Source organism: Kluyvera sp. CHPC 1.251, assembly GCF_036759945.1.
Taxonomy (GTDB): Bacteria; Pseudomonadota; Gammaproteobacteria; order Enterobacterales; family Enterobacteriaceae; genus Kluyvera; species Kluyvera sichuanensis.
On the sequence record NZ_JAPKIC010000011.1, the window covers coordinates 1 to 25,421 of the forward strand.

At 51.2% G+C, this 25,421-nt stretch carries 27 protein-coding genes and 1 pseudogene; 17 read left to right on the forward strand and 11 right to left on the reverse strand.

Annotation, left to right across the window (positions count from 1 at the left end; genetic code table 11):
- Positions 1-72 precede the first annotated feature (72 nt).
- The 10 genes and pseudogenes from V6940_RS18715 to V6940_RS18760 all read left to right on the forward strand — a co-directional run bounded on the left by V6940_RS18715 (position 73) and on the right by V6940_RS18760 (position 9,488).
- Complete coding sequence (locus tag V6940_RS18715) at positions 73-651, forward strand: hypothetical protein (RefSeq protein WP_333496869.1); 579 nt, start codon at positions 73-75, stop codon at positions 649-651.
- Between the two features lie 10 nt (positions 652-661).
- Entirely contained in the window at positions 662-1,300 is a 639-nt protein-coding gene (locus V6940_RS18720; RefSeq protein WP_333496870.1) for a DUF2612 domain-containing protein, read from the forward strand.
- Positions 1,301-1,302: 2 nt separating this feature from the next.
- The gene (locus V6940_RS18725; RefSeq protein WP_333496871.1) at positions 1,303-2,127 is read left to right on the forward strand and encodes a gp53-like domain-containing protein; all 825 of its coding nucleotides are present in this window, start codon (positions 1,303-1,305) and stop codon (positions 2,125-2,127) included.
- Between the two features lies 1 nt (position 2,128).
- Positions 2,129-2,542, forward strand: coding sequence for a hypothetical protein (locus tag V6940_RS18730; RefSeq protein ID WP_333496872.1), 414 nt, complete (start codon positions 2,129-2,131; stop codon positions 2,540-2,542).
- Positions 2,543-2,553: 11 nt separating this feature from the next.
- Positions 2,554-2,709, forward strand: coding sequence for a hypothetical protein (locus V6940_RS18735; RefSeq protein WP_333496873.1), 156 nt, complete (start codon positions 2,554-2,556; stop codon positions 2,707-2,709).
- Between the two features lie 155 nt (positions 2,710-2,864).
- Positions 2,865-4,166: pseudogene (locus V6940_RS18740) on the forward strand (MFS transporter); the annotation flags it as partial.
- An 85-nt stretch (positions 4,167-4,251) separates the two neighbouring features.
- Positions 4,252-5,658, forward strand: a complete 1,407-nt coding sequence (gene uxaC, locus V6940_RS18745) for a glucuronate isomerase (protein WP_333496874.1) — start codon at positions 4,252-4,254, stop codon at positions 5,656-5,658.
- 25 nt (positions 5,659-5,683) lie between these two features.
- Positions 5,684-7,225 (forward strand): MFS transporter, encoded by a 1,542-nt coding sequence (locus V6940_RS18750; RefSeq protein WP_333496875.1) that lies wholly within the window; start codon positions 5,684-5,686, stop codon positions 7,223-7,225.
- 155 nt (positions 7,226-7,380) lie between these two features.
- A complete protein-coding gene (locus V6940_RS18755; RefSeq protein WP_333496876.1) occupies positions 7,381-8,838 on the forward strand; it encodes a mannitol dehydrogenase family protein in 1,458 nt (485 codons plus the stop codon).
- Positions 8,839-9,059: 221 nt separating this feature from the next.
- Positions 9,060-9,488 carry a universal stress protein gene (locus tag V6940_RS18760; RefSeq protein ID WP_220440148.1) on the forward strand — a complete coding sequence of 143 codons (429 nt, stop codon included), beginning with the start codon at positions 9,060-9,062 and terminating at the stop codon, positions 9,486-9,488.
- Positions 9,489-9,521: 33 nt separating this feature from the next.
- Here the strand turns inward: V6940_RS18760 and V6940_RS18765 are convergent, their stop codons facing one another.
- From V6940_RS18765 to V6940_RS18780, 4 genes are all read right to left on the reverse strand, one after another.
- Positions 9,522-10,208 carry a GntR family transcriptional regulator gene (locus tag V6940_RS18765; RefSeq protein ID WP_185669047.1) on the reverse strand — a complete coding sequence of 229 codons (687 nt, stop codon included), beginning with the start codon at positions 10,206-10,208 and terminating at the stop codon, positions 9,522-9,524.
- Positions 10,209-10,300: 92 nt separating this feature from the next.
- A complete protein-coding gene (ydfG, locus tag V6940_RS18770; protein ID WP_333496877.1) occupies positions 10,301-11,050 on the reverse strand; it encodes a bifunctional NADP-dependent 3-hydroxy acid dehydrogenase/3-hydroxypropionate dehydrogenase YdfG in 750 nt (249 codons plus the stop codon).
- A gap of 104 nt (positions 11,051-11,154) precedes the next feature.
- Positions 11,155-12,132, reverse strand: a complete 978-nt coding sequence (locus V6940_RS18775; protein ID WP_333496878.1) for a zinc-dependent alcohol dehydrogenase family protein — start codon at positions 12,130-12,132, stop codon at positions 11,155-11,157.
- Positions 12,133-12,178: 46 nt separating this feature from the next.
- Positions 12,179-13,186: a zinc-binding alcohol dehydrogenase family protein gene (locus tag V6940_RS18780; protein ID WP_333496879.1), complete on the reverse strand. Its 1,008-nt coding sequence runs from the start codon at positions 13,184-13,186 to the stop codon at positions 12,179-12,181.
- Between the two features lie 197 nt (positions 13,187-13,383).
- Between V6940_RS18780 and V6940_RS18785 the strand changes: the two genes are divergently transcribed.
- From V6940_RS18785 to V6940_RS18795, 3 genes are all read left to right on the forward strand, one after another.
- Entirely contained in the window at positions 13,384-13,758 is a 375-nt protein-coding gene (locus V6940_RS18785; RefSeq protein WP_442910830.1) for a winged helix-turn-helix transcriptional regulator, read from the forward strand.
- Between the two features lie 390 nt (positions 13,759-14,148).
- Positions 14,149-16,194 carry a peptidyl-dipeptidase Dcp gene (gene dcp, locus V6940_RS18790; RefSeq protein ID WP_333496880.1) on the forward strand — a complete coding sequence of 682 codons (2,046 nt, stop codon included), beginning with the start codon at positions 14,149-14,151 and terminating at the stop codon, positions 16,192-16,194.
- A 347-nt stretch (positions 16,195-16,541) separates the two neighbouring features.
- Positions 16,542-16,712 carry a hypothetical protein gene (locus tag V6940_RS18795; RefSeq protein ID WP_333496881.1) on the forward strand — a complete coding sequence of 57 codons (171 nt, stop codon included), beginning with the start codon at positions 16,542-16,544 and terminating at the stop codon, positions 16,710-16,712.
- A gap of 138 nt (positions 16,713-16,850) precedes the next feature.
- Here the strand turns inward: V6940_RS18795 and mgtS are convergent, their stop codons facing one another.
- Entirely contained in the window at positions 16,851-16,946 is a 96-nt protein-coding gene (mgtS, locus tag V6940_RS18800; RefSeq protein ID WP_185669042.1) for a protein MgtS, read from the reverse strand.
- Between the two features lie 84 nt (positions 16,947-17,030).
- Positions 17,031-18,020, reverse strand: a complete 990-nt coding sequence (ftrA, locus tag V6940_RS18805; protein WP_333496984.1) for a transcriptional regulator FtrA — start codon at positions 18,018-18,020, stop codon at positions 17,031-17,033.
- An 85-nt stretch (positions 18,021-18,105) separates the two neighbouring features.
- On the opposite strand from ftrA, the gene V6940_RS18810 reads away from it, so the two are divergent.
- A complete protein-coding gene (locus tag V6940_RS18810) occupies positions 18,106-18,504 on the forward strand; it encodes a rhodanese-like domain-containing protein (RefSeq protein ID WP_333496882.1) in 399 nt (132 codons plus the stop codon).
- Between the two features lie 151 nt (positions 18,505-18,655).
- Positions 18,656-19,759 (forward strand): cobalamin-independent methionine synthase II family protein, encoded by a 1,104-nt coding sequence (locus V6940_RS18815; protein WP_333496883.1) that lies wholly within the window; start codon positions 18,656-18,658, stop codon positions 19,757-19,759.
- A gap of 79 nt (positions 19,760-19,838) precedes the next feature.
- On the opposite strand, the gene ydeE is transcribed toward V6940_RS18815, so the two are convergent.
- Entirely contained in the window at positions 19,839-21,029 is a 1,191-nt protein-coding gene (ydeE, locus tag V6940_RS18820) for an efflux MFS transporter YdeE (protein WP_333496884.1), read from the reverse strand.
- A gap of 195 nt (positions 21,030-21,224) precedes the next feature.
- Here ydeE and eamA point away from each other — a divergent pair, with 195 nt between their 5' ends.
- Positions 21,225-22,127 carry an O-acetylserine/cysteine exporter gene (gene eamA / locus V6940_RS18825; protein ID WP_220440155.1) on the forward strand — a complete coding sequence of 301 codons (903 nt, stop codon included), beginning with the start codon at positions 21,225-21,227 and terminating at the stop codon, positions 22,125-22,127.
- A 38-nt stretch (positions 22,128-22,165) separates the two neighbouring features.
- Here eamA and marB read toward each other — a convergent pair whose 3' ends face one another.
- The 3 genes from marB to marR are packed head-to-tail and all read right to left on the reverse strand — an operon-like array spanning position 22,166 to position 23,247.
- Positions 22,166-22,378 (reverse strand): multiple antibiotic resistance protein MarB, encoded by a 213-nt coding sequence (gene marB, locus V6940_RS18830; protein WP_333496885.1) that lies wholly within the window; start codon positions 22,376-22,378, stop codon positions 22,166-22,168.
- A 30-nt stretch (positions 22,379-22,408) separates the two neighbouring features.
- Positions 22,409-22,792 carry an MDR efflux pump AcrAB transcriptional activator MarA gene (marA, locus tag V6940_RS18835; protein WP_035895737.1) on the reverse strand — a complete coding sequence of 128 codons (384 nt, stop codon included), beginning with the start codon at positions 22,790-22,792 and terminating at the stop codon, positions 22,409-22,411.
- Between the two features lie 20 nt (positions 22,793-22,812).
- Positions 22,813-23,247, reverse strand: coding sequence for a multiple antibiotic resistance transcriptional regulator MarR (gene marR / locus V6940_RS18840; protein WP_185669036.1), 435 nt, complete (start codon positions 23,245-23,247; stop codon positions 22,813-22,815).
- A gap of 229 nt (positions 23,248-23,476) precedes the next feature.
- Between marR and V6940_RS18845 the strand changes: the two genes are divergently transcribed.
- On the forward strand, positions 23,477-24,145 hold the full coding sequence (locus V6940_RS18845; RefSeq protein ID WP_333496886.1) for a MarC family NAAT transporter: 669 nt from the start codon (positions 23,477-23,479) through the stop codon (positions 24,143-24,145).
- 37 nt (positions 24,146-24,182) lie between these two features.
- Here the strand turns inward: V6940_RS18845 and V6940_RS18850 are convergent, their stop codons facing one another.
- On the reverse strand, positions 24,183-25,382 hold the full coding sequence (locus V6940_RS18850; RefSeq protein WP_333496887.1) for a sugar transporter: 1,200 nt from the start codon (positions 25,380-25,382) through the stop codon (positions 24,183-24,185).
- Positions 25,383-25,421 lie beyond the last annotated feature (39 nt).

Genomic DNA, 25,421 nt, shown 5'->3' on the forward strand with positions numbered 1-25,421 from the left:
GAAAAACAATATTATCAGCGGCTCGGAAGTGTCTAGATTATCTGTGGCGATTCATCGGTTCTCGCAGCGTTGTTGGCTACAAACGGTGTGCTTGATGCTTATGTCTGGTCAAACAGAACTGCAGCCACTGTGAACAAAGGCACAACTAATTTCCCTGTATTAGGTCACTCCATATTTATCTGTGTGTACGGAGGTGCTGATGAGGATGTAGCTGAGTCAATATTCCAGACATATAACCCAGGTGCAAATCTGAATGGGTCGACTCACTACACTGTTTACGACAACGTAAACTACATGCCGCCATATCCTTCATATGACATGCAATGGCAGAAGGCCACGCCAACAAGGGTATATTTTAAAGTAGAGCTGGACGCATCTCTGAACCCTCCAAGTGACATCACGTCCCAAGTGAAAAGCATGGTTGTTGAGGTCTTCAATGGTGGTTATGAGGGAATAGGTAAAGCGAGGATTGGCGCGGCTATCAACGCTGGAAAGTTTTATGCGCCAATTATTTCAATCTCACCAGATACTGTTGGGATTCTGAACCTGCAGGTGTCGCTAGATGGCACAACGTATGGACCAGCCGTAACAATGGGAATAGACCAGGTTCCAGCCATTCAGGAATCGGACATCACTGTAACCTTAACATAAAGGACAGAATATGTGGGAAGACACAATTCTTACCCAGTACTCTGCCAGCGCCAAACTCCTCGCAATAATCGATACATTTAATCATGCCATTAACCTTGATGACTTCACTGATGAATTCATAACAAGGGTGTGGGACTTATCCACGTGCGAAACTTATGGTCTGGACGTCTGGGGTAAAATAGTTGGAGTTAGCAGGTATATAACAGCACCAATTGAAAGTGCTTCATTTGGATTCAGCGAGGCGGACGATGCAAATCCAGATTATCCATCTCCATTCAATGACTCGCCGTTTTTTGCTGGAGTTCAGGAAACTACAAATGTCAGGCTTGGGGATGATGCTTACAGGACGTTAATATTTTGTAAGGCATTTACAAATATCAGCATTGCAACAATTCCTGATATTAACAGATTTTTAAAAATTCTCTTTTACCAAAGAGGAAGGGCGTATTGCGTTAACTATCGCGATATGACAATGGGTCTTACGTTTGAATTTGAATTGGCACCATATGAAGAGTCCATTCTGACAAACTACGACGTTACACCTGTTCCAAGTGGCGTACTGATTAATATAAGACAAATTGTAAGCCCATACTTTGGTTTTTCCTCTGACGCATATCCTTTCAACGATGGCACATTTTATAGAGATTAAATATGAATCGCTCTGATGCTCCAACAAAACAATCTAACCCATTTGGGGTCAATGGGCAAAGAGAGCCTATTTTGGCAACTACTCCAGCTGGTGATAACACGGCTTCATATGACCAGGGGTTTCCACCTATAACGATGATTTTGAAATCTGCAGGAGGTCTTCCCCCAAAAGGTCAGGATATGAACCAAATCCTGTTTGAACTTTCAAGTCTTGCACGGTGGTCCAGCACTGGAGCTTTAAACGGCTACGATCATGCTTTTTCTTCTGCCATTGGGGGGTATCCGAAAGGGTCGCTCGTGGCGGGAAGTGATGGTGTGACAATTTTCCAAAGTACAGTTGATAACAATAATGTAGACCCTAATTCAGATAGCACGGGATGGATTAACTTCACCAGCGCATATCTTAGAGTTGCAAACAACTTATCAGAGATAGCAGGGGTTGGATCTGTAGCGCAGCAGGCAGCTCGTAGCAATCTTAATCTTGGAAATTCCTCTACCCGCGATGTCGGTACTGGAGCAAATCAAATTCCTGACATGTCGAGCTTTACAGCGAGCTTAGCAGCGAACGGATACGCGATGCTCCCGAACGGATACATAATCCAACAAGCAAATACCACAGCATCATTAAGTGAAACTGATTATCGAAACTTTCCGATCCCGTTCCCCAATGTATGTTTTCAAATTGTTGCTTGCTACGGTGAATTTTCAAGTTTTGGCTACGGATGCGCGGCACTCCCAACATCAAAATCACAGTTTGTTGTTTCAGCGAGAAGCAGTACTGGAACTCTTACAAACGCCCCTGTACGAATCATCGCAATAGGTAACTAATATGGCAACATATGTATTTTCTCCATCAAATCTCGCGTTCTTTCCTGTAATTATGCTTGGTTCGTATCTGGCGGCAGGTTGGGATTTATCAGATGCTGTTGAAGTATCTGATGATGTTTATCGTGAGTTCAGCGCAGAGAAAGAAGGTAATGTTTTAGGGGTGGTTGACGGCATGCCAGCGTGGATCGAGAAACCCCCATATTCAAACTCAGATCTTTTAAAAAACGCAATTATAAAATTAAATTTCTCCTATCAAGGAGATATAGAGGTGTTAAACAGAGCGTGGCTGGCAGCGGCAGTGAATGATGGAGTTAATGAAACATCAAAAAAGGATGCCGTTCTGGTGCAAATAAATGCCCGCAAAGCAGCATACGAAACTGACAGAGCAGAAATAATCGCTCAATACCCGGTATAAAGGAGATTGTGATGGATGATAAAAAAAATGAAGGCGCAGTGAAATCTTCTTCAGAAAGTGAGGTTGTTAAGTTTTGCCCGATTTGTGGGGCGAAAATGTATCAGGCCGTACAGTTCGGAATGCTTTTCTGGATTTGTCCGGAAGGAGATTATGACGAGCCAATCTAGCTATTGACACCAGATGGTGAGGTGATGGGGCATGCATGGGGCAAAAAATTAGCGCAAAACAACTCATAACCGGTACAGGAGATGATTCGTCTTGCGCTAATGCTTTGTTTAAACCCTGCTTTTATCTCACTTCATCTCACAACCATTTTTAAGTGCTGGATATTATGGATTTTCAGCTCTATTCATTAGGTGCGGCACTTGTTTTCCATGAAATATTCTTCCCTGAACAGTCGGCTGCAATGGCATTAATTCTGGCGATGGGGACCTACGGTGCTGGCTATATTGCACGTATTGTTGGGGCATTTATTTTTGGCAAAATGGGTGACAGCGTCGGGCGTAAAAAGGTGCTCTTTATTACCATCACCATGATGGGGATCTGTACCACGTTAATTGGTGTGTTACCGACCTATGCACAGATTGGTATTTTTGCGCCAATACTGTTGGTGACTCTACGTATTATTCAGGGATTGGGTGCCGGCGCAGAGATCTCTGGTGCGGGTACCATGCTGGCTGAATATGCCCCTAAAGGCAAACGTGGCCTGATTTCTTCTCTGGTGGCGATGGGGACTAACTGCGGTACGCTGACGGCTACTGCTATCTGGGCGGTAATGTTCTTCCTGCTTGATCGCGAAGAATTGGTCGCCTGGGGCTGGCGTATTCCGTTCCTGGCAAGCGTTGTGGTGATGATCTTCGCTATCTGGCTGCGTCTGAACCTGAAAGAGAGCCCAGTGTTTGAAAAAGTGAGCGAAGGTGATGTTGCTGTCAGTGACTCTCCGGCGAATGACAATACTGTCGGCGCGATGTTCCGCAGTAAATCTTTCTGGTTAGCCACGGGTCTGCGCTTTGGGCAGGCGGGTAACTCCGGCTTGATCCAGACCTTCCTCGCGGGATATCTGGTTCAGACATTGCTGTTTGATAAAGGGATCCCAACGGATGCGCTGATGATCAGTTCCGTTATCGGTTTTCTGACAATCCCGCTGCTTGGTTGGTTGTCCGATAAATATGGTCGCCGTCTGCCTTACATTTTGCTCTGTATTTCCGCTGTGATTCTGGCATATCCAATGGTGTCTATCATCGTTGATAAAACCTACAGCGCCAGCGTAATCATGATGTCTATCATTATTATCCATAACTTTGCGGTACTGGGACTGTTTGCGCTGGAAAACATTACGATGGCTGAGATGTTTGGCTCGCGTAATCGCTTTACTCGCATGGCTATCTCAAAAGAGGCGGGCGGTCTGGTCGCCGTAGGTTTTGGGCCGGTACTGGCAGGGATCTTCTGCAATATGACCGGGTCGTGGTATCCGATTGTCATCATGCTGATTTGCTATTCGCTTATTGGTCTTATTTCTGCACTATTAATGCCGGAAGTTTGCGACCGCGATCTGAGCATTGCGTCAGATGCCGCTGATACAACGACCGCTGAAGAGAAGAAAACGAATCAACAGTATGCCTGATAATGAAGCCCATCGTTTTATCGCGATGGGCTTTTTATATTGGTGCTAATAATTAAAAAAACATTACATTTGGCAAAGAGAAAATATGAACTTTATTAACGATCATTTTATGATTGAGAGTGAAGTCGGCGTTCGGTTATACAAAGAAGTGGCTGCTCAATTACCGATTATCGACTATCACTGTCACCTTGATGCAAAAGAAATCTACGAAAACAAAAACTTCGATAATATAACCCAGTTATGGCTGGCGGGAGACCATTATAAATGGCGTGCCATGCGCGCGAACGGTATTACTGAGAGATTGATTACCGGAGACGCTACGGCTGAAGAAAAATTTAAAGCCTGGGCTGAGACGGTAGAAGCGTCGTTTGGCAATCCGCTATATCACTGGACCCATTTAGAACTGAATAAATATTTTGGCTGTAATGAGATGTTGAGCAGTGAAAACTGGCAACAGATTATGCAGCACTGTAATCAGCAAATAACCACGGATGCTTTTAAACCGCGTCGTTTAATTGAGCGTTCGAACGTGGCCGTGATTTGCACCACCGATGCACCATTAGACTCGCTGGAATACCATCGTCTGTTACGGCAGGACGCCACCTTCAAAACACAGGTGCTGCCAACGTTCCGCCCGGACGATCTGTTTGCCGAGAACGCGAGATCTTTCGCCGAGTTTACTGACAAACTTGCGCAATTGACGGGGCGGGAAATACACGCTTTCGACGATTTCGCCGCCGCGCTGGCCCTGCGAATTGATCACTTCCATGAAACAGGCTGCCGTATCTCGGACCATGGCCCGGTCACCATCGAGTATCAGCCAGCCGATGCTGCCAGCATTAATGCCTTGTTCCGCCAGAAACGTTGTGGTGAAGCGTTGACCGAGTATGAGACCGCACAGCTCAATAGCGCGATGTTTGTCATGCTGGCCCGTGAGTACAAAAAACGCGGCTGGGCGATGCAAATTCACTTTGGTGCTATCCGCAGTAACAACACCCGAATGCTCCAGACATTGGGGATCAATACTGGTTTTGACTCCATTGCCGATCAAAACCATCTGGCGGTAGGGTTGAATCGTCTGCTGGACGCCATGGCGCAGAATGACGGCCTGCCGAAAACGATTCTCTATAACCTCAACGCCAGCTACAACGACGTGGTGGCGACGACCATTGCCAACTTCCAGTCCGGCGAAGACGGCGTGAAATCGCCGATGCAGTTTGGCTCTGGCTGGTGGTTTAACGATACCCGTCGCGGCATGGAAAACCAGTTAAACAGCCTGGCTGACCAGGGATTATTAATGCACTTTGTCGGGATGCTGACGGATTCCCGCAGTCTTGTCTCCTATACCCGCCATGATTATTTCCGTCGAATTCTTTGCAACTTAATTGGCGGTTGGGTTGACCGCGGTGAGGTACCTGATAACGACAGGATCTTATCGCAAATGGTCAGAAATATTTGTCACGATAACGCCGTTAATTATTTCAAATTTTAAGTCCATCCTTGCATGAGGGTAGAACATGTCTCGTACCAATAGAAAAATAACAATTCCAGTCAGTATTGGCTATGGCTTAACGGATATTATGGGCGGCGGAGCTTTTACCGTTATCGGCGCCTGGCTGTTATTCTTTTACACGACGTTTGTTGGTTTATCGCCGGTCGAAGCGGCATCTATCGTTGCTATTGCCCGTATAGTTGATGCAATTGTCAGCCTGTTTATGGGAAGTTTCACCGATCATTTCTACAAAAATTCATTAGGTAAACGTTTTGGTCGCCGCCGCTTCTTCTTATTAGTTGGCGCGCCGTTAATGCTGGTTTATATCCTGTTGTGGGTTACCGGCATGAGTTTCTGGTTCTATCTGGCTGTTTATCTGGCCTTTGAAATTATCGCGGCGATGGTGCTGATCCCATGGGAAACGCTGCCGTCCGAAATGACCAAAGACTTCAACTCCAGGACCAAACTGTCTACCTGTCGTATGTTCCTGTCCGCATCCGGCACGTTCCTCGCAACCTTTATTCCGGGACTGCTGATTAACCACTTTGGCGAGCACGATCCTCACGCCTACTTTATTAATGGTGTGGTCTTTGCCGTGCTGTTCATGTTCTGCGTCTTTATCTCCTGGAAAGTGACCTGGGAGCGTGATTTGACGCCAGAAATGTTGGCTGAACTGGAGAACCATCGTCAGCCCACTTCCTTTATCGATAATGTCGTGGCCACGGGGAAACTGTTCAAAGAGTACTATTCGACGCTGAAAGTACGGGCATTCAGAAAGCATCTGGCTATTTATCTGTTCTCTTTCACCGCAAAAGATGTCTATAACACCGTATTCGTCTTCTTCTGCGTGTACTGCCTGAACGTCTCATCTTCGCTTTCCGGTACGCTGTTGTCGATGAGTATAGTGGGCCTGCCGGTAACGCTGTTAGCCGGGGTCGCGATCATCAAATATGGCCCATCCCGCCTCTATGTTTTCGCCTATAGCGTGATGATGCTGTGCCTGGTTGGTCTGTTTATGGTTTACCAGTTCCCGCCGGATAATAAAGTGACCATTCTGGTGGTGCTGGCGGCGATATATCAGGTCGGGCGCTGCGTGCTTGAGTTTACGCCATGGAACGTCTTCCCATTCATTCCGGATATCGACGAGATGATCACCCGTCAGCGTCGTGAAGGTCTGTTTGCTGCGGTGATGACGTTCTCCCGTAAAACCACTGTGGCGATCGCAACGTTTGTAGTGGGTGTGATGCTACAGGAGGGGGGATTCGTAAAGGGCAGCCAGGTGCAGCCTGAAAGTGCGGTGAATACCATTGCGATGCTGCTGTTTATTGGTACTGCGGGTCTGTTGCTGATTGCCATGTGGCAGGCCGTCACTTTCCGCCTAAATAAACAGACCCATAAGATTTTCGTCGATGAAGTTGAACGCCTGAAAGCAAAAGGTTCGAAGCTGGACGTGACTCCAGAAACGCGCCGGATTGTCGAAGATCTGACGGGCTACTCATATGACAATTTATGGAACGAACCTCAGGTTGCTAAACGTGAGTTGAAGAACCCGGTAAACGCCAATTAAACATCGTGTGACAGCCTCGGGTCTTGTCGATGCTGTCACACAGCTTAAAAATCATGTCATACCAATCGCCAATATATTAACGCAAATCAAAATCTCGCGTGATGGCCTCGTTAAACTAGTATGGCAATCAACATTCTCTACAGTGAGTCAAAAAGATGCAGAATAAGCTATTAACCGCTAAGGCAACTCTCCCAACCTACGATCGCAGCAAACTGGTGCCGCGCATTGTACACCTCGGTTTTGGTGCGTTTCACCGCGCCCATCAGGCTGTCTATGCTGATATTCTCGCCGCAGAACACGGCAGCGATTGGGGTTATACCGAAGTTAACCTGATCGGCGGTGAGCAGCAGATTGCTGACCTGAACAATCAGGACAATTTATACACCGTGGCGGAAATGTCCGCGGATGCATGGACTGCCCGCGTGGTGGGCGTCGTCAAAGAAGCGCTGCATGCGCAGGTTGATGGTCTGGAAACCGTTCTGGCGAAGATGTGTGAACCGCAGGTCGCTATCGTTTCCCTGACCATCACCGAGAAGGGCTACTGCCACTCTCCGGCAACCGGCCAACTGATGCTCGATCATCCATTTATCGTGGCTGACCTGCAGAACCCACATCAGCCAAAATCTGCGCCGGGCGTTATCGTCGAAGCGCTGGCTCGCCGTAAAGCCGCTGGTCTGCCGCCATTCAGCGTGATGTCCTGCGACAACATGCCGGAAAACGGCCATGTGATGCGTAATGTGGTATGTGCCTATGCACGTGCAGTTGATGCTGGTCTGGGGGATTGGATCGCATCTCACGTGACGTTCCCATCCACCATGGTTGACCGTATTGTTCCTGCCGTGACGCCAGAAACGCTGGACAAAATCGAACAGCTGACCGGTGTGCGCGATCCAGCAGGCGTTGCCTGCGAGCCGTTCCGTCAGTGGGTTATCGAAGATAACTTCGTTGCGGGCCGTCCTGAATGGGAAAAAGCGGGCGCTGAACTGGTAAGCGACGTCATCCCGTTTGAAGAGATGAAACTGCGCATGCTGAACGGCAGCCACTCCTTCCTGGCATACCTGGGTTACCTGGCGGGCTATCAGCACATCAACGATTGCATGGGTGACGATAACTATCGTCGCGCTGCGCACGCGTTGATGCTTAAAGAGCAGGCGCCAACCCTGAAGGTGCAAAACGTCGATCTGGCGCGTTACGCCGATCTGCTGATTGAGCGTTACACCAACCCAGCACTGCGCCACCGTACCTGGCAGATTGCCATGGACGGTAGCCAGAAACTGCCTCAGCGTATGCTCGATTCTGTACGCTGGCATCTGGCGGATAACAGCAGCTTTACCCTGCTGGCACTGGGCGTTGCGGGCTGGATGCGCTACGTTGGCGGCGTGGACGAGCAGGGCAATGCGATTGAAGTTTGCGATCCACTGCTGCCGGTTATCCAGGGTGTGGTGCAGCAGAGCGAAGAGGGTGAAGCTCGCGTGAAAGCGCTGCTGGGCATTGAAGCTATCTTCGGTAAAGACCTGCCGAAGGAAGCGAAATTCGTTGAGCAGGTGACCGCAGCCTATCTGTCACTGCTGAGCAAAGGTGCGAAAGCGACCGTCGCCGAATTTGCTGCCTGATTTCATTGTATGACCATTGATGCCGCCGTTACTGGCGGCATTTTCTTTTATATCTGCCGTCATTACACTTCTTTAAAATAATTCAAGCCCCTTGAAATAATGGACGATTATTTGCACGCCGGAACTATCATTTTGGTGAATTAATGCTATCTGCATAGTCACAAATATGTCATGGTTATAGCGAAAGAATAATGGACACTCTGGAATAAGGAGCTCGGGCTATGTACAAAAAAATTCTGATGCCTGTAGATATTTTTGAAATGGACTTAAGTGATAAAGCGATTCGCCATGCCGTTTATCTGGCAGGTGAGGCGGGTGAAATTACGCTATTAAATGTATTACCTAACAGCAATCGCTCTATTTTACGCGGCTTCGCGGCGGATATTAAAAAGTTCGAAGATTTCATGCAGGCAGAATCGGTCAAGAAAATGAAAAACCTGCAGCGCCTCTTTGATATGCCCGCCGAGCGACTGCATACCGACGTCCGGTTTGGCAATATCCGCGATGAGGTGATCGCGCTGAGCAAGACCGGGGAATACGATGCGATTGTAATCGGCTCGCGCCAGCGGGGCATCACTACGCATCTTCTGGGCTCAAACGCCGAATCTATTCTGCGTTACGCCAATATTCCTACGATGGTCATTCGATAAAAAAAAGGCCTTCAGTAATGAAGGCCTTATTTCTTACTCTTCGCTAAACCAGTCGCTGTTTTCCTGACGAATTAACAACACTGATTCACCAATCTCCTGCAGGTGCAGGGTCATCGCTTTTTCCACCGCATCGGCATCGCGTTTTTCCAGCGCTGCGAATATTTCATGGTGCTGCTTTAATAACATCTCCGGCGAGGAGACATGATCAAGGCTCATATAACGCACGCGGTCGATGGCGGCTTTAATATTCTCGATGGTATCCCAGGCCAACTGGCAATCTGCAATATTTGACAGCAGCTGGTGGAATTCGTCATCGAGCAGGAAGAAATCATTCAACTGCTGGCGGTCGATGGCAATACGCTGCTGGTGCAGGTTTTGCTCAAGCTGATAGCTTTGGGCATCGGTTATCATGGTGGCTGCGCGTCTTGCTACCGCGCATTCGATAGCCTGTCGAACGAAACACCCGTTACGAACCTGGGACAGTGAGATTTTATTCACATAGCTGCCGCGCTGCGGGCGGATCTGGATCAAACCGTTTTCGGCGAGTTTGATAAACGCTTCACGCACCGGCTGGCGAGAAACGTCAAACCGCAGCGACACCTCTTTTTCCGAAAGCGGGGTACCTGGCGGAATAAGGCAGTGCACGATATCGCGACGCAGAATGCGATAAATTTGCTGGTTGACGGGCTGTGTTGGGTTCAGTTGGGTTTCGGCGGCCATTGAGTCGTTCTTATCAGCTGATTAAGCTGCTATTTTACGCTTTTTTTGCCGCCGAGCCCAGACCCGACCGGGGGTCGGGTTGAGTTTAAATGCTAACTTTGACGATGGACGCTCAGGCCAGCATAAGTCTGGCTGACCGGCATCATTTCAACGGTGTTAATATTGACGTGTTTTGGCAACGTCGCCACCCACCATACCGCTTCGGTCACGTCTTCCGGCGTTAGCGCGTTGGCATTTTCGTAGGTTTTACCGGCTTTGTTGTCATCACCTTTAAAGCGCACGTTGGAGAACTCCGTGCCGCCTACCAGGCCAGGTTCGATATCGGTCACGCGAACGGCGGTGCCGTGCAGATCGGTACGCAAGTTCAGGCTGAACTGACGCACGAACGCTTTGGTTGCGCCGTAAACGTTACCGCCCGCATAAGGCCAGCTACCGGCAGTAGAGCCGATATTAATCACGTGCCCGCGGTTGCGCTCTACCATGCCAGGCAGTACCGCACGGGTCATATACACCAGACCTTTGTTGTTGGTGTCAATCATGTCTTCCCAATCCTCAACGCTTGCGCGGTGAGCCGGTTCCAGCCCCAGCGCCAAACCGGCGTTGTTGACCAGAATATCGATGTCACGCCATTCGGTGGGCAGATTGGCGATGGTCTCTTCAATTGCTGCGCGGTTACGCACGTCCAGTTGCACGGTCAGAATGCTGTCGCCTAATTCATCTTTCAGCGCTTTTAAACGCTCATTGCGACGGCCAGTGGCAATGACTTTGTGCCCGTTGGCAATAAAACGGCGCGTAATGCTTTCGCCAAAACCTGCTGTCGCTCCGGTTACCAGTACGATCATCTCTCTGTTCCTTCAATGCGTTAGTGTTACCTAACGATAGCAGAACACCCGGTTATCAATCATCTGTTATGTGACGATGATGCTCTGTTCTGGCATGCGCAGTATCAGAACTGGATAACCACTTTCCCAAAGTGCTGACCACCTTTTAGCGTTTGATAGGCGAGTTCGGCCTCTTTAAAGGTGAATACCTGGTCGATATAAGGCTTGATGCCTGAACGAGCGACTTTTTCCAGCGTGGACACTGGCCCAACGTAGATACCCTGCAGCGTAATGCGCTTTTCCAGAATGCCAATATCAATCGTGCCATTGAAGCCGGAAAGCACACCAATCAGCGAAATGCGGCCGCCAAAGCGCGTGGCTCTGGTGGTTAAATTCAGCGTGGCGGGCCCGGTCACGTCAACGGCAAGGTCTACGCCCTGGCCGTGAGTTAACTTCAGCACCTCATCGGCCCATTCTGGCGTCTTTCTGTAGTTGATGGTTTCGTCGGCACCTAACTCGCGGGCACGAGCCAGTTTTTCATCAGAACTGGAAGTGATGATAACCCGGCAGCCTGCCAGTTTCGCCATTTGCAAGGCGAAGATGGATACGCCACCGGTACCCTGAAGCAATACCGTATTTCCCGGGGCAAGCGCACCGTGCTCAAACAGCGCAGACCAGGCGGTTACTGCAGCACAGGGCAGGGTAGCCGCCTCTTCAAAGGAGAGACTATCGGGAATGTGACAAATCCCGGAGACAGAGACAATAAAATGCTCGGTTAATACGCCATCAACGCCGGGGCCACCTAATGAGGAGGCTTTCTTCGCCTCTGAATAGCTGCCGTCAATCCAGTCTGGCATAAAGCCAATGACGACGCGATCACCTACCTGATAGTCCGTCACGCCTTCGCCTACTTCGACAATCACGCCGGCGCCGTCAGAAACGGGAACGCTATCTTTAGCATACTCGGTGACGATCAGGTCACGGTAGTTTAAGGAGACGGCTTTAATGGCGATAGCGACTTGTCCTGCGTCGGGAGCGTGGGCCGTGGCGGTTTCAAGTTTCAGGGCTGGATTAGCATGACCGGTTAACTTATAACATTTCATATAGTGACCTAAATTAATTAGAGATTCATAAAACGGCGCCAGAGTGTTAAAAGTTCTCAAGAACTATTTTCCCGATCATTCTTCCCGTTTCAATTTTTCTATGCGCTTTACGCAAATGATCAGCGGTAATATTGCCATAGTGCTCACCTTGTGTAGTCTGAATAACTCCGCCATCCACTAATTCAGCAACACGCTTCAGTAATAAATGTTGGTTGATCATGTCTTTTGTTTCGAACATTGAACGAGCAAACATTGCTTCCCAATGCAAGGATATACATTTACCTTTCAACGGCACTGCATTAATACATTCAGGATCATCGACGATACCTAATTTCCCCTGCGGCGCGATGATCTTGATATATTCAGAATAGTGTTCGTCGGTATTCGTCAAGCTGGCTACATGGGTAACTTCACTGATGCCGATACGGGCTAACTCTTCATCGAGCGGTTTACTATGGTCGATGACCTCATGCGCGCCGACCTTCCTTACCCATTCCTGACTTTCCGGCCGGGAAGCCGTACCGATGACGGTCATTTTTGTTAGTTGACGAGCCAGTTGCGTCAGCATGGAGCCCACGCCGCCTGCCGCGCCGACAACCAGCAAGGTATCTCCCTCGTTGCCGCCTTCAATAATGCCAAAACGGTCAAACAACAGCTCCCACGCGGTAATGCTGGTTAACGGCATGGCGGCAGCAGATGCGCGACTGATTGACATTGGCCGATGAGCGACAATACGTTCATCGACCAACTGATATTCGCTGTTGCTGCCCGGACGTGTTAAGGCACCAGCGTACCAGACCTCATCGCCGGGTTTAAACAACGTCACGTTTTCGCCGATAGATTTAACGATACCGACCGCATCCCAGCCTAATACGCGAGGTGTATCGGTATTATGCCAGGCGCGGACTTTAACATCGGCGGGATTAACGGCAATGGCCTTAACGTCAATTAAAAGATCTCGACCCGTTGCAACGGGTACGGGAATATCAATTTCAAGGAGATAATCAAGATTATCGTCTTTCGCGCCTGAACGCGTAATCGCTATTGATTTCATAAAACCTCAGTGTTGATGTTGTCGCTAATAACTAGCGCGCGTGTAAGCAATAAATTAATAATAGTTCTGTGCTAAGTGCGAAATAATGAAAATTATGATTGATAAGATGGAAATATTAACCATTCCATAAATTGATAAATCTATTATACTGCCAGGTATTAACCTGACAAGTACGCACAATTTTGAGACTAAGTTACATGAATGATACCGATGAACTTTCGGACAACAAAATGCCCCGGCAGCACAACACCCAGCGTACCGGATGTGCTGTTGAAATCACGCTGGGCGTTATTGGTGGTTTGTGGAAACCGATAATCCTTTTTCATCTGCTGGATGGGAAGCAGCGTTTTAATCAACTGTGTAAGCTTATCGATACCGCCACACGTCGTATGATCACGCTACAACTGCGTGAACTCGAGGCTGATGGTATCGTCAGCCGCACGGTATACGCCGAAGTTCCACCGAGAGTGGAGTATGAACTCACGCCGCTGGGCGCTTCACTTAAGCCCGTGTTACTGGCGATGCGCGATTGGGGGGATAATTTTCAATGTGAGCGGAAGCAGCCTAAATGATTCGTTGTGAGCTGGCTAAGTGTTTTAGATAAGGAACAGGCGGAACAAAATATATTCTATACTATCAGTAACGGCGTTCGCTGGAGGCTCAACATGTACACTCCAATGGTTGCAGTCATGTTCGTCTTACTGGTAGCTCAGGCGCTTATTGAGATTGGTTTTTTGAAACCATAAGCTATTTTCCGCAATAAACGGCTGATAGCGATACGGTTGCATCAATCTCATGCGTACTTGCCAATATGCTTCTTGTCTCTGGGAGCAGCAGGTATTTGTGTCATTTTTATCGGGCTAAGGCCTCCCATCAAAGAAAAATCGCTCCTGCCGGGTAAAACCATTGCGGTCTATCAAGAGCTTGCTACTCTGGAACCCTGTTATTTTCAGGAACCCAGGATGTCGGCCATGAATCCATTTTTTGCCAGCAGTACGTTACCTTACCAGGCACCGCCGTTTGATGCGATTAACGATAGCCACTATCGCCCGGCCTTTGACGAAGCGCTTAAGCTCAAGCGTCAGGAGATTGCCGACATTGCCAATAACCCGTCTCCGGCAACCTTTGATAACACCTTCGTGGCGCTGGAAAAAAGTGGGGAGATGCTTTCTCGGGTCAACGCCGTTTTCTTTGCCATGGCCGCCTCCCACAGCAACGACACCATCCAGCAACTGGACGAAGTGTTCTCCGCTGAGCTTGCCGGGCTTGCCAACGATATCTATCTCAACGATGCGCTGTTTAGCCGTATTGAACACGTGTGGCAACAGCGTGATGGTCTCGATCTGGATGCAGAAGATCGCCGCCTGGTTGAGGTCATCTATCAGCGTTTTATTCAGGCCGGAGCAAGGCTGGGCGACGCAGAAAAGGCGGAGCTGAAAACCCTCAATACTGAAGCAGCAACCCTGAGCAGCCAGTTCCACCAGTGTCTGCTGGGCGCGGCGAAAAGTGGTGGGTTGGTGGTAGAGAGCGTGGATGACCTGGCAGGGTTCAGCGAGGATGAGATTGCCGTTGCCGCCGCAGCAGCGAACGATCGCGGTCTGGCGGGATGCTGGCTTATTCCGCTGGTGAACACCACCCAGCAACCGGCGCTGGCACAGCTTCGTCAGCGCAAAACGCGAGAAAAACTGTTTAAAGCCGCCTGGGCCCGCAACCAGATGGGTGACGCTAACGACACGCGAGAGAAACTGCTAAAGCTGGTGGCGATCCGCGCGCGGCAGGCTGCGCTCCTGGGCTATAGCGACTATGCCAGCTGGAGTATGGCCGATCAGATGGCGAAAACGCCGAAGGCGGCTTTTGATTTCATGCGCGAGATTACTCCGGCGGCGCGGGCGCGGGCAGAGAGCGAGCTGGCGGATATTCAGACGCTTATCGATAGCGGCTCGGCCTCATTTAACGCCGAAGCATGGGACTGGTTGTTCTATTCAGAGCAGGTTCGTCGCGAAAAATATGCCATTGACGAAGCGCAGATTAAACCCTGGTTCGCCCTGGAACGCGTGCTGGTTGATGGCGTTTTCTGGTCTGCCAGCCAGCTGTTTGGGGTAAGGTTTGTTGAACGTTTCGACCTGCCGGTTTATCACCCTGACGTGCGCGTCTGGGAAATCTTTGATGCCGACGGAGAAGGAATGGCGCTGTTTTACGGCGATTTCTTCGCCCGCGACAGCAAAAGCGGCGGGGCGTGGATGGACAACTTTGTGCCACAATCTACCCTCAACGGTACGCGTCCGGTTATCTATAACGTCTGCAATTACCAGAAGCCGACAGCAGGTAAAAGTGCGCTAATCTCATGGGATGATGTCATTACCCTGTTCCACGAATTTGGTCATGCGCTGCACGGGCTGTTTGCCAGCCAGCGCTATGTCACGCTGTCGGGGACCAATACGCCGCGCGATTTTGTTGAGTTCCCCTCGCAAATCAACGAGCACTGGGCCAGCCATCCTGACGTCTTCGCCCACTATGCACGTCATCACGAAACCGGTGAGCCGATGCCGGAAGCGCTACGGGAAAGCCTGTTCCGCGCAGCTAACTTCAACAAAGGCTATGACATGACCGAGTTACTGAGCGCTGCGCTGCTGGACATGAACTGGCACAGCCTGAACGCTGAGTCGTTACCGCAGGACGTTGAACAGTTTGAAACGGCGACGCTGGCGCGAGAAAAACTGGATCTTTCTGCCGTGCCGCCGCGCTATCGCAGCAGTTATTTCTCGCATATTTTCGGCGGGGGCTATGCGGCCGGGTACTACGCCTATCTATGGACGCAAATGCTGGCAGACGATGGTTATCAATGGTTTGTTGAGCAGGGCGGTTTGAATAGGGAAAACGGCCAGCGTTTCCGTGAGGCTATTTTATCTCGCGGTAACAGCAGCGATTTAGAACAACTTTATCGCGACTGGCGAGGCCACGATCCGCTTATTACCCCAATGCTGAAAAACCGTGGACTGAGTGAATAGCCCGCTTAGTTAAGCATTTCTGGCGTGGTCTATTCACGCCAGAAACCACAATAAATATAAAAAAAACCCGCACACAGGGCTGGCGGGTTAAGTACATCAATAAATAGAGCATTCTTGCTATCATTCCTGGAGGGAAGACAACGCCGATGATTTTACGGAGTTGTAACAATTTAACAACCTGACATATTCGGTAGGGGATAAATCGCTGAAATACGCAGCAGTGTGTCATCTTCACTCTTTACAAATGCGTTCACTTATTGAAGAAACTCGCCATTCGGGCTGCTATTATCGACATGTAAATCGTTGAGTTAATGGATTTAATTTCGACAATCTGCCCGGAGGCAACCATGAAAGTATCCCAGCGTAAAGCGCGTCGCGAGTCCATCTGGTCTAATCGTCCTGAGCATCAGGACCTGCAGGAATCCCGTTCAGGCAGATTGTGGGCAGGCCGTCAGGCCAGCTGTAAGAGTAAAAAGGCGTGGAAAAATTATGCCTTGAATAATGCACTCGTCGTTTAGCTTTAGTTGAATATTGCGGTGGTAGGGTAGTGGTTAGCAACGATGGTCCAATCAGGAAGAGCGGACGATTGTAGAAACAAAAAATCTATCCATGCAAGCATTTATGCCGCCAGTTAACCTGGCGGTTTTTTTTATCCGTTAATCATTCCATCTTCCGCTAAAATAGGCAGTCAGGAAACCGGAAAACAGAATGAGCCCCACGGCAACCAGAAACACTTGCATATTATCCAGCATGATGACCTCCTCTTTAACGATTCTCACAATGAGCACCTAATTAGCCTACTGATTTAAACTTAGACTAACGCCGTAATTTGTGAATTAATTATTTGTTGCAGTAAATTTTTTTCTGTACGCCAGCGGACTTATTGCCAAATGTTGCTGAAAGCGTAAACGCAGATTTTTCGCATTGCCAAAACCGCTTAACTCCGCCACTTTTTCGACGCTGTCCCGACTGTTGGTCAGGCGATGTTGCGCCTGTTGCAAACGTTCATCGAGTAGCCAGCGGGCGGGAGTTTTCCCGGTGGCATCCTGAAAGCGGCGTAAAAAGGTCCGCTCACTCATTCCTACCCGCTGCGCTAATGAACTGACGCTATGGCTTTCCGCCAGATGTTGATAAAGAAAATCAAACAGCATGCCGAGGCGCTGGCTTTCCCGCGCCCGGGCAACGGGTTGCGCAACCTGTTGTTTCTGCGCGCCGTCGCGGTGGGGTTGGATGACCAGACGTCGGGCGACCAGGTTTGCCGCCTCCAGGCCGAAATCCGTTCGCACCACGTGCAGGCAGAGGTCGATCCCGGCCGCGCTTCCGGCTGAGGTGAATACGTGCTCCTGCGCGATATACAGCACATCTTCCACAACCTCGATCGCCGGGTAACGCTGCTGGAGCGTATCGACATAGCGCCAGTGGGTCGTGGCACGCTTGCCGTCGAGCAGGCCCGCGGCAGCCAGCACGAAAACGCCGGAGCAGATCGATATCACCCGGCAGCCGCGCTGATGTGCTTGTCTGAGCGCCAGGCACAGCGCAGGAGGGACTTCGGCATCGACCCCGCGCCAGCCTGGCACCACGATGGTATCGGCGTGCTCCAGCAAGCTTAAATCTCCGTCCGCCATAACCCGTACACCACCGGTGGCCCGTAGCTCACCCTCATCGACGGCGGCGACCGCAAAGCGATACCAGCCTTCGCCCATTTCGGGCCGGGGGAGACCGAAAATCTCCACCGCGACGCCAAATTCAAAGGTGCAGAGACCGTCATAGGCTAATGCCACCACCAGCGGGGCGCACTTTGTCATATTCTGGCTGTTTTCTGTCATTTCTGCGGGCGGTTGTTGCATGGGGTGCCTGTTTATACTCATCCGGTCGTTACCATAGTGGTAACACAGAACTGGAGAATTAACGATGAGTTACGTGACTGACATTCCCACTGCTAGCGCCGCTGACGCGGTAGCCCATTTTCGCCAGCGTCTGAGCGTTGAAACCGACTGCGCCGATGTGCATGCCTCGCTGCAGCAGCCCGAGGTCGACTTTGTACTGCTTCACGTAGTGGGCAGTACAGAAACCTTCGCTCGTCGTCATATTCCCGGAGCGCTTCACCTTAGGCATGCTGATATTTCCGCAGAAAGAATGAAGGCCTGGCCTGCGGAGACGTTATTCGTGGTCTATTGTGCAGGGCCGCACTGTAATGGGGCCGATCAGGCAGCGCTCAAGCTGGCGTTGCTGGGGCGCCCGGTCAAAATAATGATTGGTGGGATGACCGGCTGGCAGGATGAGGGATTCGCCTTTCAGTCGGGATCATGAAAATCTTTCAACAGTGATGAATTATTCTCGTTTGCCTGGTGCGCTGTCGAATGACACTATCCAGACATATAGCCATCCAGAAGTCTAAATGGTTCAAATAATAAATTATCACTCAGGGCAACGAGTTTGCCTGATGGAGTAAGGAGATCGCATGACACACCAACACGCCCCTTATCGCGCCGACATCGTTGGCAGTTTTTTACGCCCGCTGGCCATTAAAGAAGCCCGCCAGCAGCTCGCTAACGGTGAAATCAGCGCGCAGCAGCTGCGCGCCGTAGAGGATGCCGAGATTCGGCGTGTGGTGCAGCATCAGTGTGACTGTGGCCTGCACGTGGTGACCGACGGTGAGTTCCGTCGTGCCTGGTGGCATTTCGACTTCTTCGACGGCCTGCAGGGCGTTGAACGCTATGATTCCGAAAAGGGTATTCAGTTTAACGGCGTACAAACCCGCGCCCACGGTATTCGCGTCACCGGCAAGCTCGGCTTTGGCGAGCACCCAATGCTGGAAGATTTCCGCTTCCTGAAAAGCATCAGCGGCGAGGCGACGCCGAAAATGACGATTCCCAGCCCAAGCGTGCTGCATTTCCGCGGTGGACGTAAAGATATTGATGCAAGCGTTTACCCGGATCTGACCGACTACTTTAACGACCTGGCCGATACCTGGCGTGACGCTATCCACGCGTTTTACGATGCTGGCTGCCGCTATTTGCAACTGGATGATACCGTATGGGCCTATCTGTGCTCTGACGATCAGCGCCGCCAGGTGCGTGAACGCGGGGATGATCCGGATAAGCTGGCGGCTATCTATGCCGACGTGTTGAATCGCGCGCTGGAAGGCAAGCCGAATGACCTGATTGTCGGGCTGCACGTGTGTCGCGGTAACTTCCGCTCGACCTGGATTTCAGAAGGCGGCTATGAGCCGGTGGCAGAGATCCTGTTTGGTCGCGTGAAGGTGGATGCTTTCTTCCTCGAGTATGACAACGATCGTTCCGGCGACTTCGCGCCGCTGCGATTTATCCGTCCTGGGCAGCAGAAAGCGGTGCTCGGGCTGATTACCACCAAGAACGGCGAGCTGGAAAACCCGCAGGGCGTGAAGGCACGGGTAGAAGAAGCGTCGCAGTATGTCTCGTTGGATCAGATTTGCCTCAGCCCGCAGTGTGGTTTTGCTTCTACGGAAGAGGGAAACAGCCTCAGCGAGCAGCAGCAGTGGGATAAAGTGCGTCTGGTGACGGGGATTGCGGCGGATATCTGGTAATTCCCCGGAGTCGGCGTTCCGCCTCACCCGGGCTACCGATCCTGTAGCCCGGCCAAGCGTCGCGCCGCCGGGAAGTCCGTCACGCCACGCTCACCGTCGCACCCCAGGTACTGGCCTTAATGCCACGGATAATCAGCCACCACGCCAGCACGATAACCACCATCATGATCGGGAACAGCGCGTAGGGCGCGAAATGCGTCAGGATCTGCCCGGTCAGCAGGGGGTTCAGCGCCGCGCCGAGCCAGCCCAGCGCCTGAGCGGAGAAGTAGCTGGCTTTCATGCCCGGTGGGGCAATGTTATCAATCAGCATGTACTCACCCGGTGCGTAGATAACCTCGCCCAGCGTAAAGACCGCCGCCGCCAGTCCCCAGAACAGCAAATTATTGCCTGACATCATAAATCCTGCCAGACCCAGCACATAACAGAAGGTACCAAAGGTCATCAGCGGCTTCAGATTGGTCGCCGTTAACCGACGGCCAATGGCGTACTGTAATGTCACCACCACCGCGGCGTTCACCGGTAGGATCACCGCCACCACCTTTTCGGCAAAGGTGCTATCGCCAATCGTCAGCACATACTGTGACATACAGGAGGCGAATGAACCGCCAACGAATGAAGCCAGCAGGCCGGAAAGGGTAAACCACAGCAGCGCCCGATCATGCAACAGCACGGACGGCGACCAGGCCACGCGCGTTTCCGCCATTTCGGCGGCGTTAACGCGCGCCACGTAACGCTGGATAAACAGCAGCGGAAACGCAGCGCAAATCGCCGCTAGCCAGAATGGCAGATTAATGCTGTGCATGACCAGCAGCGTGCCAATCGGCGGGCCAATGGTCCAGCCGATGTTCAGGAAGGTGTAGTTAAGCGAAAAAATACGCGCTTTGGCCGTGGCCGTCAGCGTGTCGGAGAAATAGGCCTTCAGCACGGTTGAGAAGACCGAATAGGAACAGTTGATCAGTGAGAAAAAGAACACCACCAGCGGCACGCTGTGCACCAGCGGAATGGCGACAAAGCCGGCGATAAAAAACGTCACGGCGATCAGCATATAGCGTTTCTTATCGAACTTGTCCGCCAGAATGCCAAAGCCGAGGCTGAAGATAACGCCAGCCACCAGTGCGATGGACAGCGCATAGCCAATGGTGTCTACCGTCAACGCGTATTTACGCGTGAGGTAAATGGTCATAAACGGAAGGGTGGCGCCGCGCCCGATGGTTAACAGTAACGACGATGCCAGCAGCGCAATCGTGGATCGTCTGGTCGTTGGTTTCATTTTCCTGCCTGAGAGATGTCGTTGTGCGTTTTTTTGTTATCGCTTTCACAAATATCACGCCATAAGCGGCTTGTATACCTGAGCGCGTGTCGGGAAGTGCGATTTCGGCCCGCCAGAAATAATGATCTATTCCTGGGCTGAATTTTTCGTTACTTTGAATGTGTTTACATAAATTTAATAAACGGTGGGGCGTGTATGACGCGTAAAGATGGGCTACTGGCGCTGCTGGTAGTTGTAGTATGGGGATTGAATTTTGTGGTGATTAAGGTGGGGCTGCACGGCATGCCGCCGCTGCTACTGGCGGGATTACGCTTCCTGTTTGTGGCCTTCCCGGCGCTGTTCTTTGTCCCACGCCCCCGCGTACCGCTGCCTCTGCTGCTGGGCTATGCACTGACCATCAGCTTTGGTCAGTTTGCCTTCTTGTTCTGCGCGATTAACTTCGGTATGCCCGCCGGGCTGGCGTCGCTGGTGCTGCAGGCACAGGCCTTCTTTACCATTATTCTTGGCGCGTTTGTCTTTGGCGAGCGCCTGCAGCGCAAGCAGCTGGTAGGGATTTCGCTGGCGGTATTCGGTGTGCTGGTGCTAATTGAAACCAGTATGACCGGGCAACATGTGCAGCTGCTGGGCTTTATGCTGACGCTGGGTGCGGCACTGTGTTGGGCATGCGGCAATATCTTCAATAAAAAGATCATGCTGCATCCATCGAAAACCGGCGTGATGTCACTGGTGGTCTGGAGCGCGCTGATTCCGATTGTGCCGTTTATGTTGAGTTCGTGGATTTTCGAAGGTCCGCAGCTGATGGCGCAGAGCCTGATTCATATTGACCTCACTACCGTGCTGTCGCTGGCCTATCTCTCCTTTATTGCCAGTATTGTGGGCTACGGGATCTGGGGGTCGCTGCTGGGACGCTATGAAACCTGGCGTGTGGCGCCGCTGTCGCTTCTGGTGCCGGTGGTGGGGCTCGCCAGCGCGTCGCTGCTGCTCGGTGAAACACTGTCGGTGATGCAACTGGCAGGGGCGCTGCTGATTATGGCCGGGCTGCTGATTAACGTCTTTGGCCTGCGTATACCGGGGTTGCGTCGGGCGGTGAAGGGATAGCGGGAAAAAAAAGCCCCGCCGAAGCGGGGCAATAACGTTTAGCGATTTTTATCGTTGTAGTACGGTACGCCCAGTTCATCTGATTTATCGCTACCGGCGGCCATATGATTAAAATCAAACGGCGACTGGTTGCTGGCAGATGGCATCAGCATATTCTGATGGGCGTTATTTTGTGCCGGTAGTTGTTCCGCATAGCTTGCGCTTGCGGCCATCGTCAGGGCGACGAAAGCAACGGCAGCGAACAGTTTCATTATTTCCTCGATACGTCTTTTTGCAGGCGATTAACAGACACAGTGATTAATAGGGAACAGGTAGCGAGAATCTTCACGCATATTCGTTACGCGGTACTTGTGCGGTGGCACATCAAAGTAGTTTTTAAACGTGCGCGTCAGCGTCTGCTGCGATTCAAAACCGTAACGTTCGGCCAGATAGAGAATAGGCTCATTGCCTTCTTTTAACTTCTGGGCGATTTCCGTCAGTTTACGGGTGCGAATGTACTGACCTAATGAATGACCGGTCTCTTTTTTGAACATCCGCTGCAGGTGCCATTTTGAGTAACCGGAACGCTCGGACACTTTCTCAAGCGACAGAGGGGATTCCAGGTTATCTTCGATCCAGTCCAAAATGCTATGAATAGTAATAGCGTCAGTGTTACGTCTGGACATCGTCTTACCTCTTCTTCTGTTTACGGCAATATTTTTTTAAGGAGAAGTTCGAGCGTCGCAACTTCATTTGCCGTTAAGTTTTTTGTTAATTCCTGGTGCAGGTTTTGCCCAACGAGCAGGTGGCATTGTTCACAAATGGCTGCGCCTTCTGGCGTCAGCTGAATCAATACCCCGCGCTTGTCATTTGGGTTGGGTAACCGGGCTATCCAGCCCCGACACAACAAACGATCAAGCATGCGGGTGAGCGCGCCCAGATCCACCGAAAGAGTCTTTTTCAACTCCACGGGGGTGATACTGCCTTGACAACGGATAGAGCAAAGCACTCTGAACTGCGAGGCGGTAATCTCTTCTGGCGATAAATGCTCGTTGAGTAAGCGATCTTTTTTCTGGTTAACCATGTGAATCAGGTGCCCAAGTGGAATCATTTCATTGAAGAGATTGCTTGTGCTGTTCACAATGGTTGCCCTGGCAAGTACTTTAGTTGCGGTGGATATTATTTCTCACGCAATCATAAGTCAACTGAATGGATTGAGTGATGCCACGAATTGCTAAAACGCTTCAGACAGCCACAAATAGGATATCCTGTACTTAGCCTGCCCGAAGCCAGATATGCTGCGCTGGTGAGGAATGGTCTGGTGTACAGCATGTATTTTTTCGTCAAACAGACAGGATTTTGGGACGCTTATGAAGGAACTTATTCAGGCAATAGGGCTTGGGCTGGTGGTATTGCTGCCGCTGGCAAACCCTTTAACGACCGTGGCGCTGTTCCTTGGGCTCTCCGGCAATATGAACAGCGCAGAACGCAACCGGCAGTCGCTGATGGCCTCGGTGTACGTCTTCGCCATCATGATGGTGGCCTATTATGCAGGCCAGGTGGTGATGAATACATTCGGTATATCAATACCTGGGCTGCGTATTGCCGGTGGGCTGATCGTGGCCTTTATCGGTTTCCGCATGCTGTTCCCGCAGCAGAAGGCGCATGACTCGCCGGAAGCGCGCAGCAAATCGGAAGAGCTGGAAGATGAACCGACGGCTAACATTGCCTTTGTCCCGCTTGCCATGCCTAGCACCGCAGGCCCAGGGACGATTGCGATGATCATCAGCTCCGCATCGACGGTGAAGCATGGGGCAAATTTCCCGGACTGGGTGATTCTGGTCGCGCCTCCGATTATCTTTGCGCTGGTGGGCATAATCCTGTGGGGATGCTTACGTAGCTCTGGGGCGATTATGCGTCTGGTCGGGAAAGGGGGGATTGAAGCGATTTCCCGTCTGATGGGCTTCCTGCTGGTGTGTATGGGCGTGCAGTTTATTATCAACGGCGTGCTGGAAATTATTACGACCTATCACGCCTGACGGATCCCGGCGTCGCTGCTCGACGCCGGGAAGCGCATCAATGCTGGTGTGCCTGTTCTTCCAGCGATGCCGCAGGCCAGCGGCGGAAAATAATCACCGACCAGATAAGCGCCGCCAGCGCCGGCGCCGCACCCACATAGCCGATAGACGACATCGACAAATGGGTGCTTATCTGGCTACCCAGCAGCGCACCGGCACCAATTCCGATATTGAAAATCCCGGAGAACAGCGACATTGCTACGTCGGTGGCATCCGGCGCCAGCGCCAGCACTTTCACCTGCATTCCCAGACCAATCACCATAATGGCAATACCCCAGAAGATGCTGAGCACGGCGAGGTGAGTAGCATCCTGCGCGGCGGGAAGTAACAGCAGCAGGCAGACTAGCAGCAGGCCAATGGCGCAGTTAATTAATCCTGACGAGTGTTTATTGCCGAGCTTACCGAAGATAACGCTACCGATAATCCCCGCGCCGCCCAGCACCAGCAGCAGAATGGTGGCAAAGTTACCGCTCAGTCCGGCCACCGTCTGCACAAACGGTTCAATATAGCTGTAGGCGGTATAATGGGCGGTCACCACCACCACGGTCAGCAGATAGATGCTCATCAGCGCCGGACGACGGAATAGCACCGGCAGGCTTTTCAGCGAACCGGAATGTTCGCTCGGCAGCTTAGGCAGCAGCTTAATCAATGCCAGCATGGTGATGAGCGCACCTACCCCGATGGCGAAGAAGGTGGTTCGCCAGCCGAAGTATTGCCCCACGATACGACCAATCGGAATACCGAAGACCATCGCCAGCGCCGTGCCGGTCGCTATCAGGCTCAGCGCTTGTGCGCGCTTACCGGCAGGCGCCATACGAATGGCTAACGAGGCGGTAATTGACCAGAACACCGCATGGGCAAAGGCAATCCCGATTCGGCTTATCACCAGTACGGTGAAGTTCCACGCCAGGAACGACAGTACGTGGCTGGCAATGAACAGAATAAAAAGCCCGATCAGCAATTTACGCCGCTCCATCTGGCTGGTCAGAAGCATAAACGGCAGCGACATTAGCGCGACCACCCAGGCGTAGATGGTCAGCATGATCCCTACCTGCGCCGTCTGCATGCCAAAACTGCTGGCGATGTCGGAGAGCAGCCCCACCGGGACAAATTCAGTGGTATTGAAGATAAAAGCAGCGATAGCCAGCGTGACTACCCGAAGCCACGCGATCCGACGAGAGACCGTGTTTGTTGTCATAAAAATGCACCGGGAGCGTTAAAGAAAGGAACAGATAAG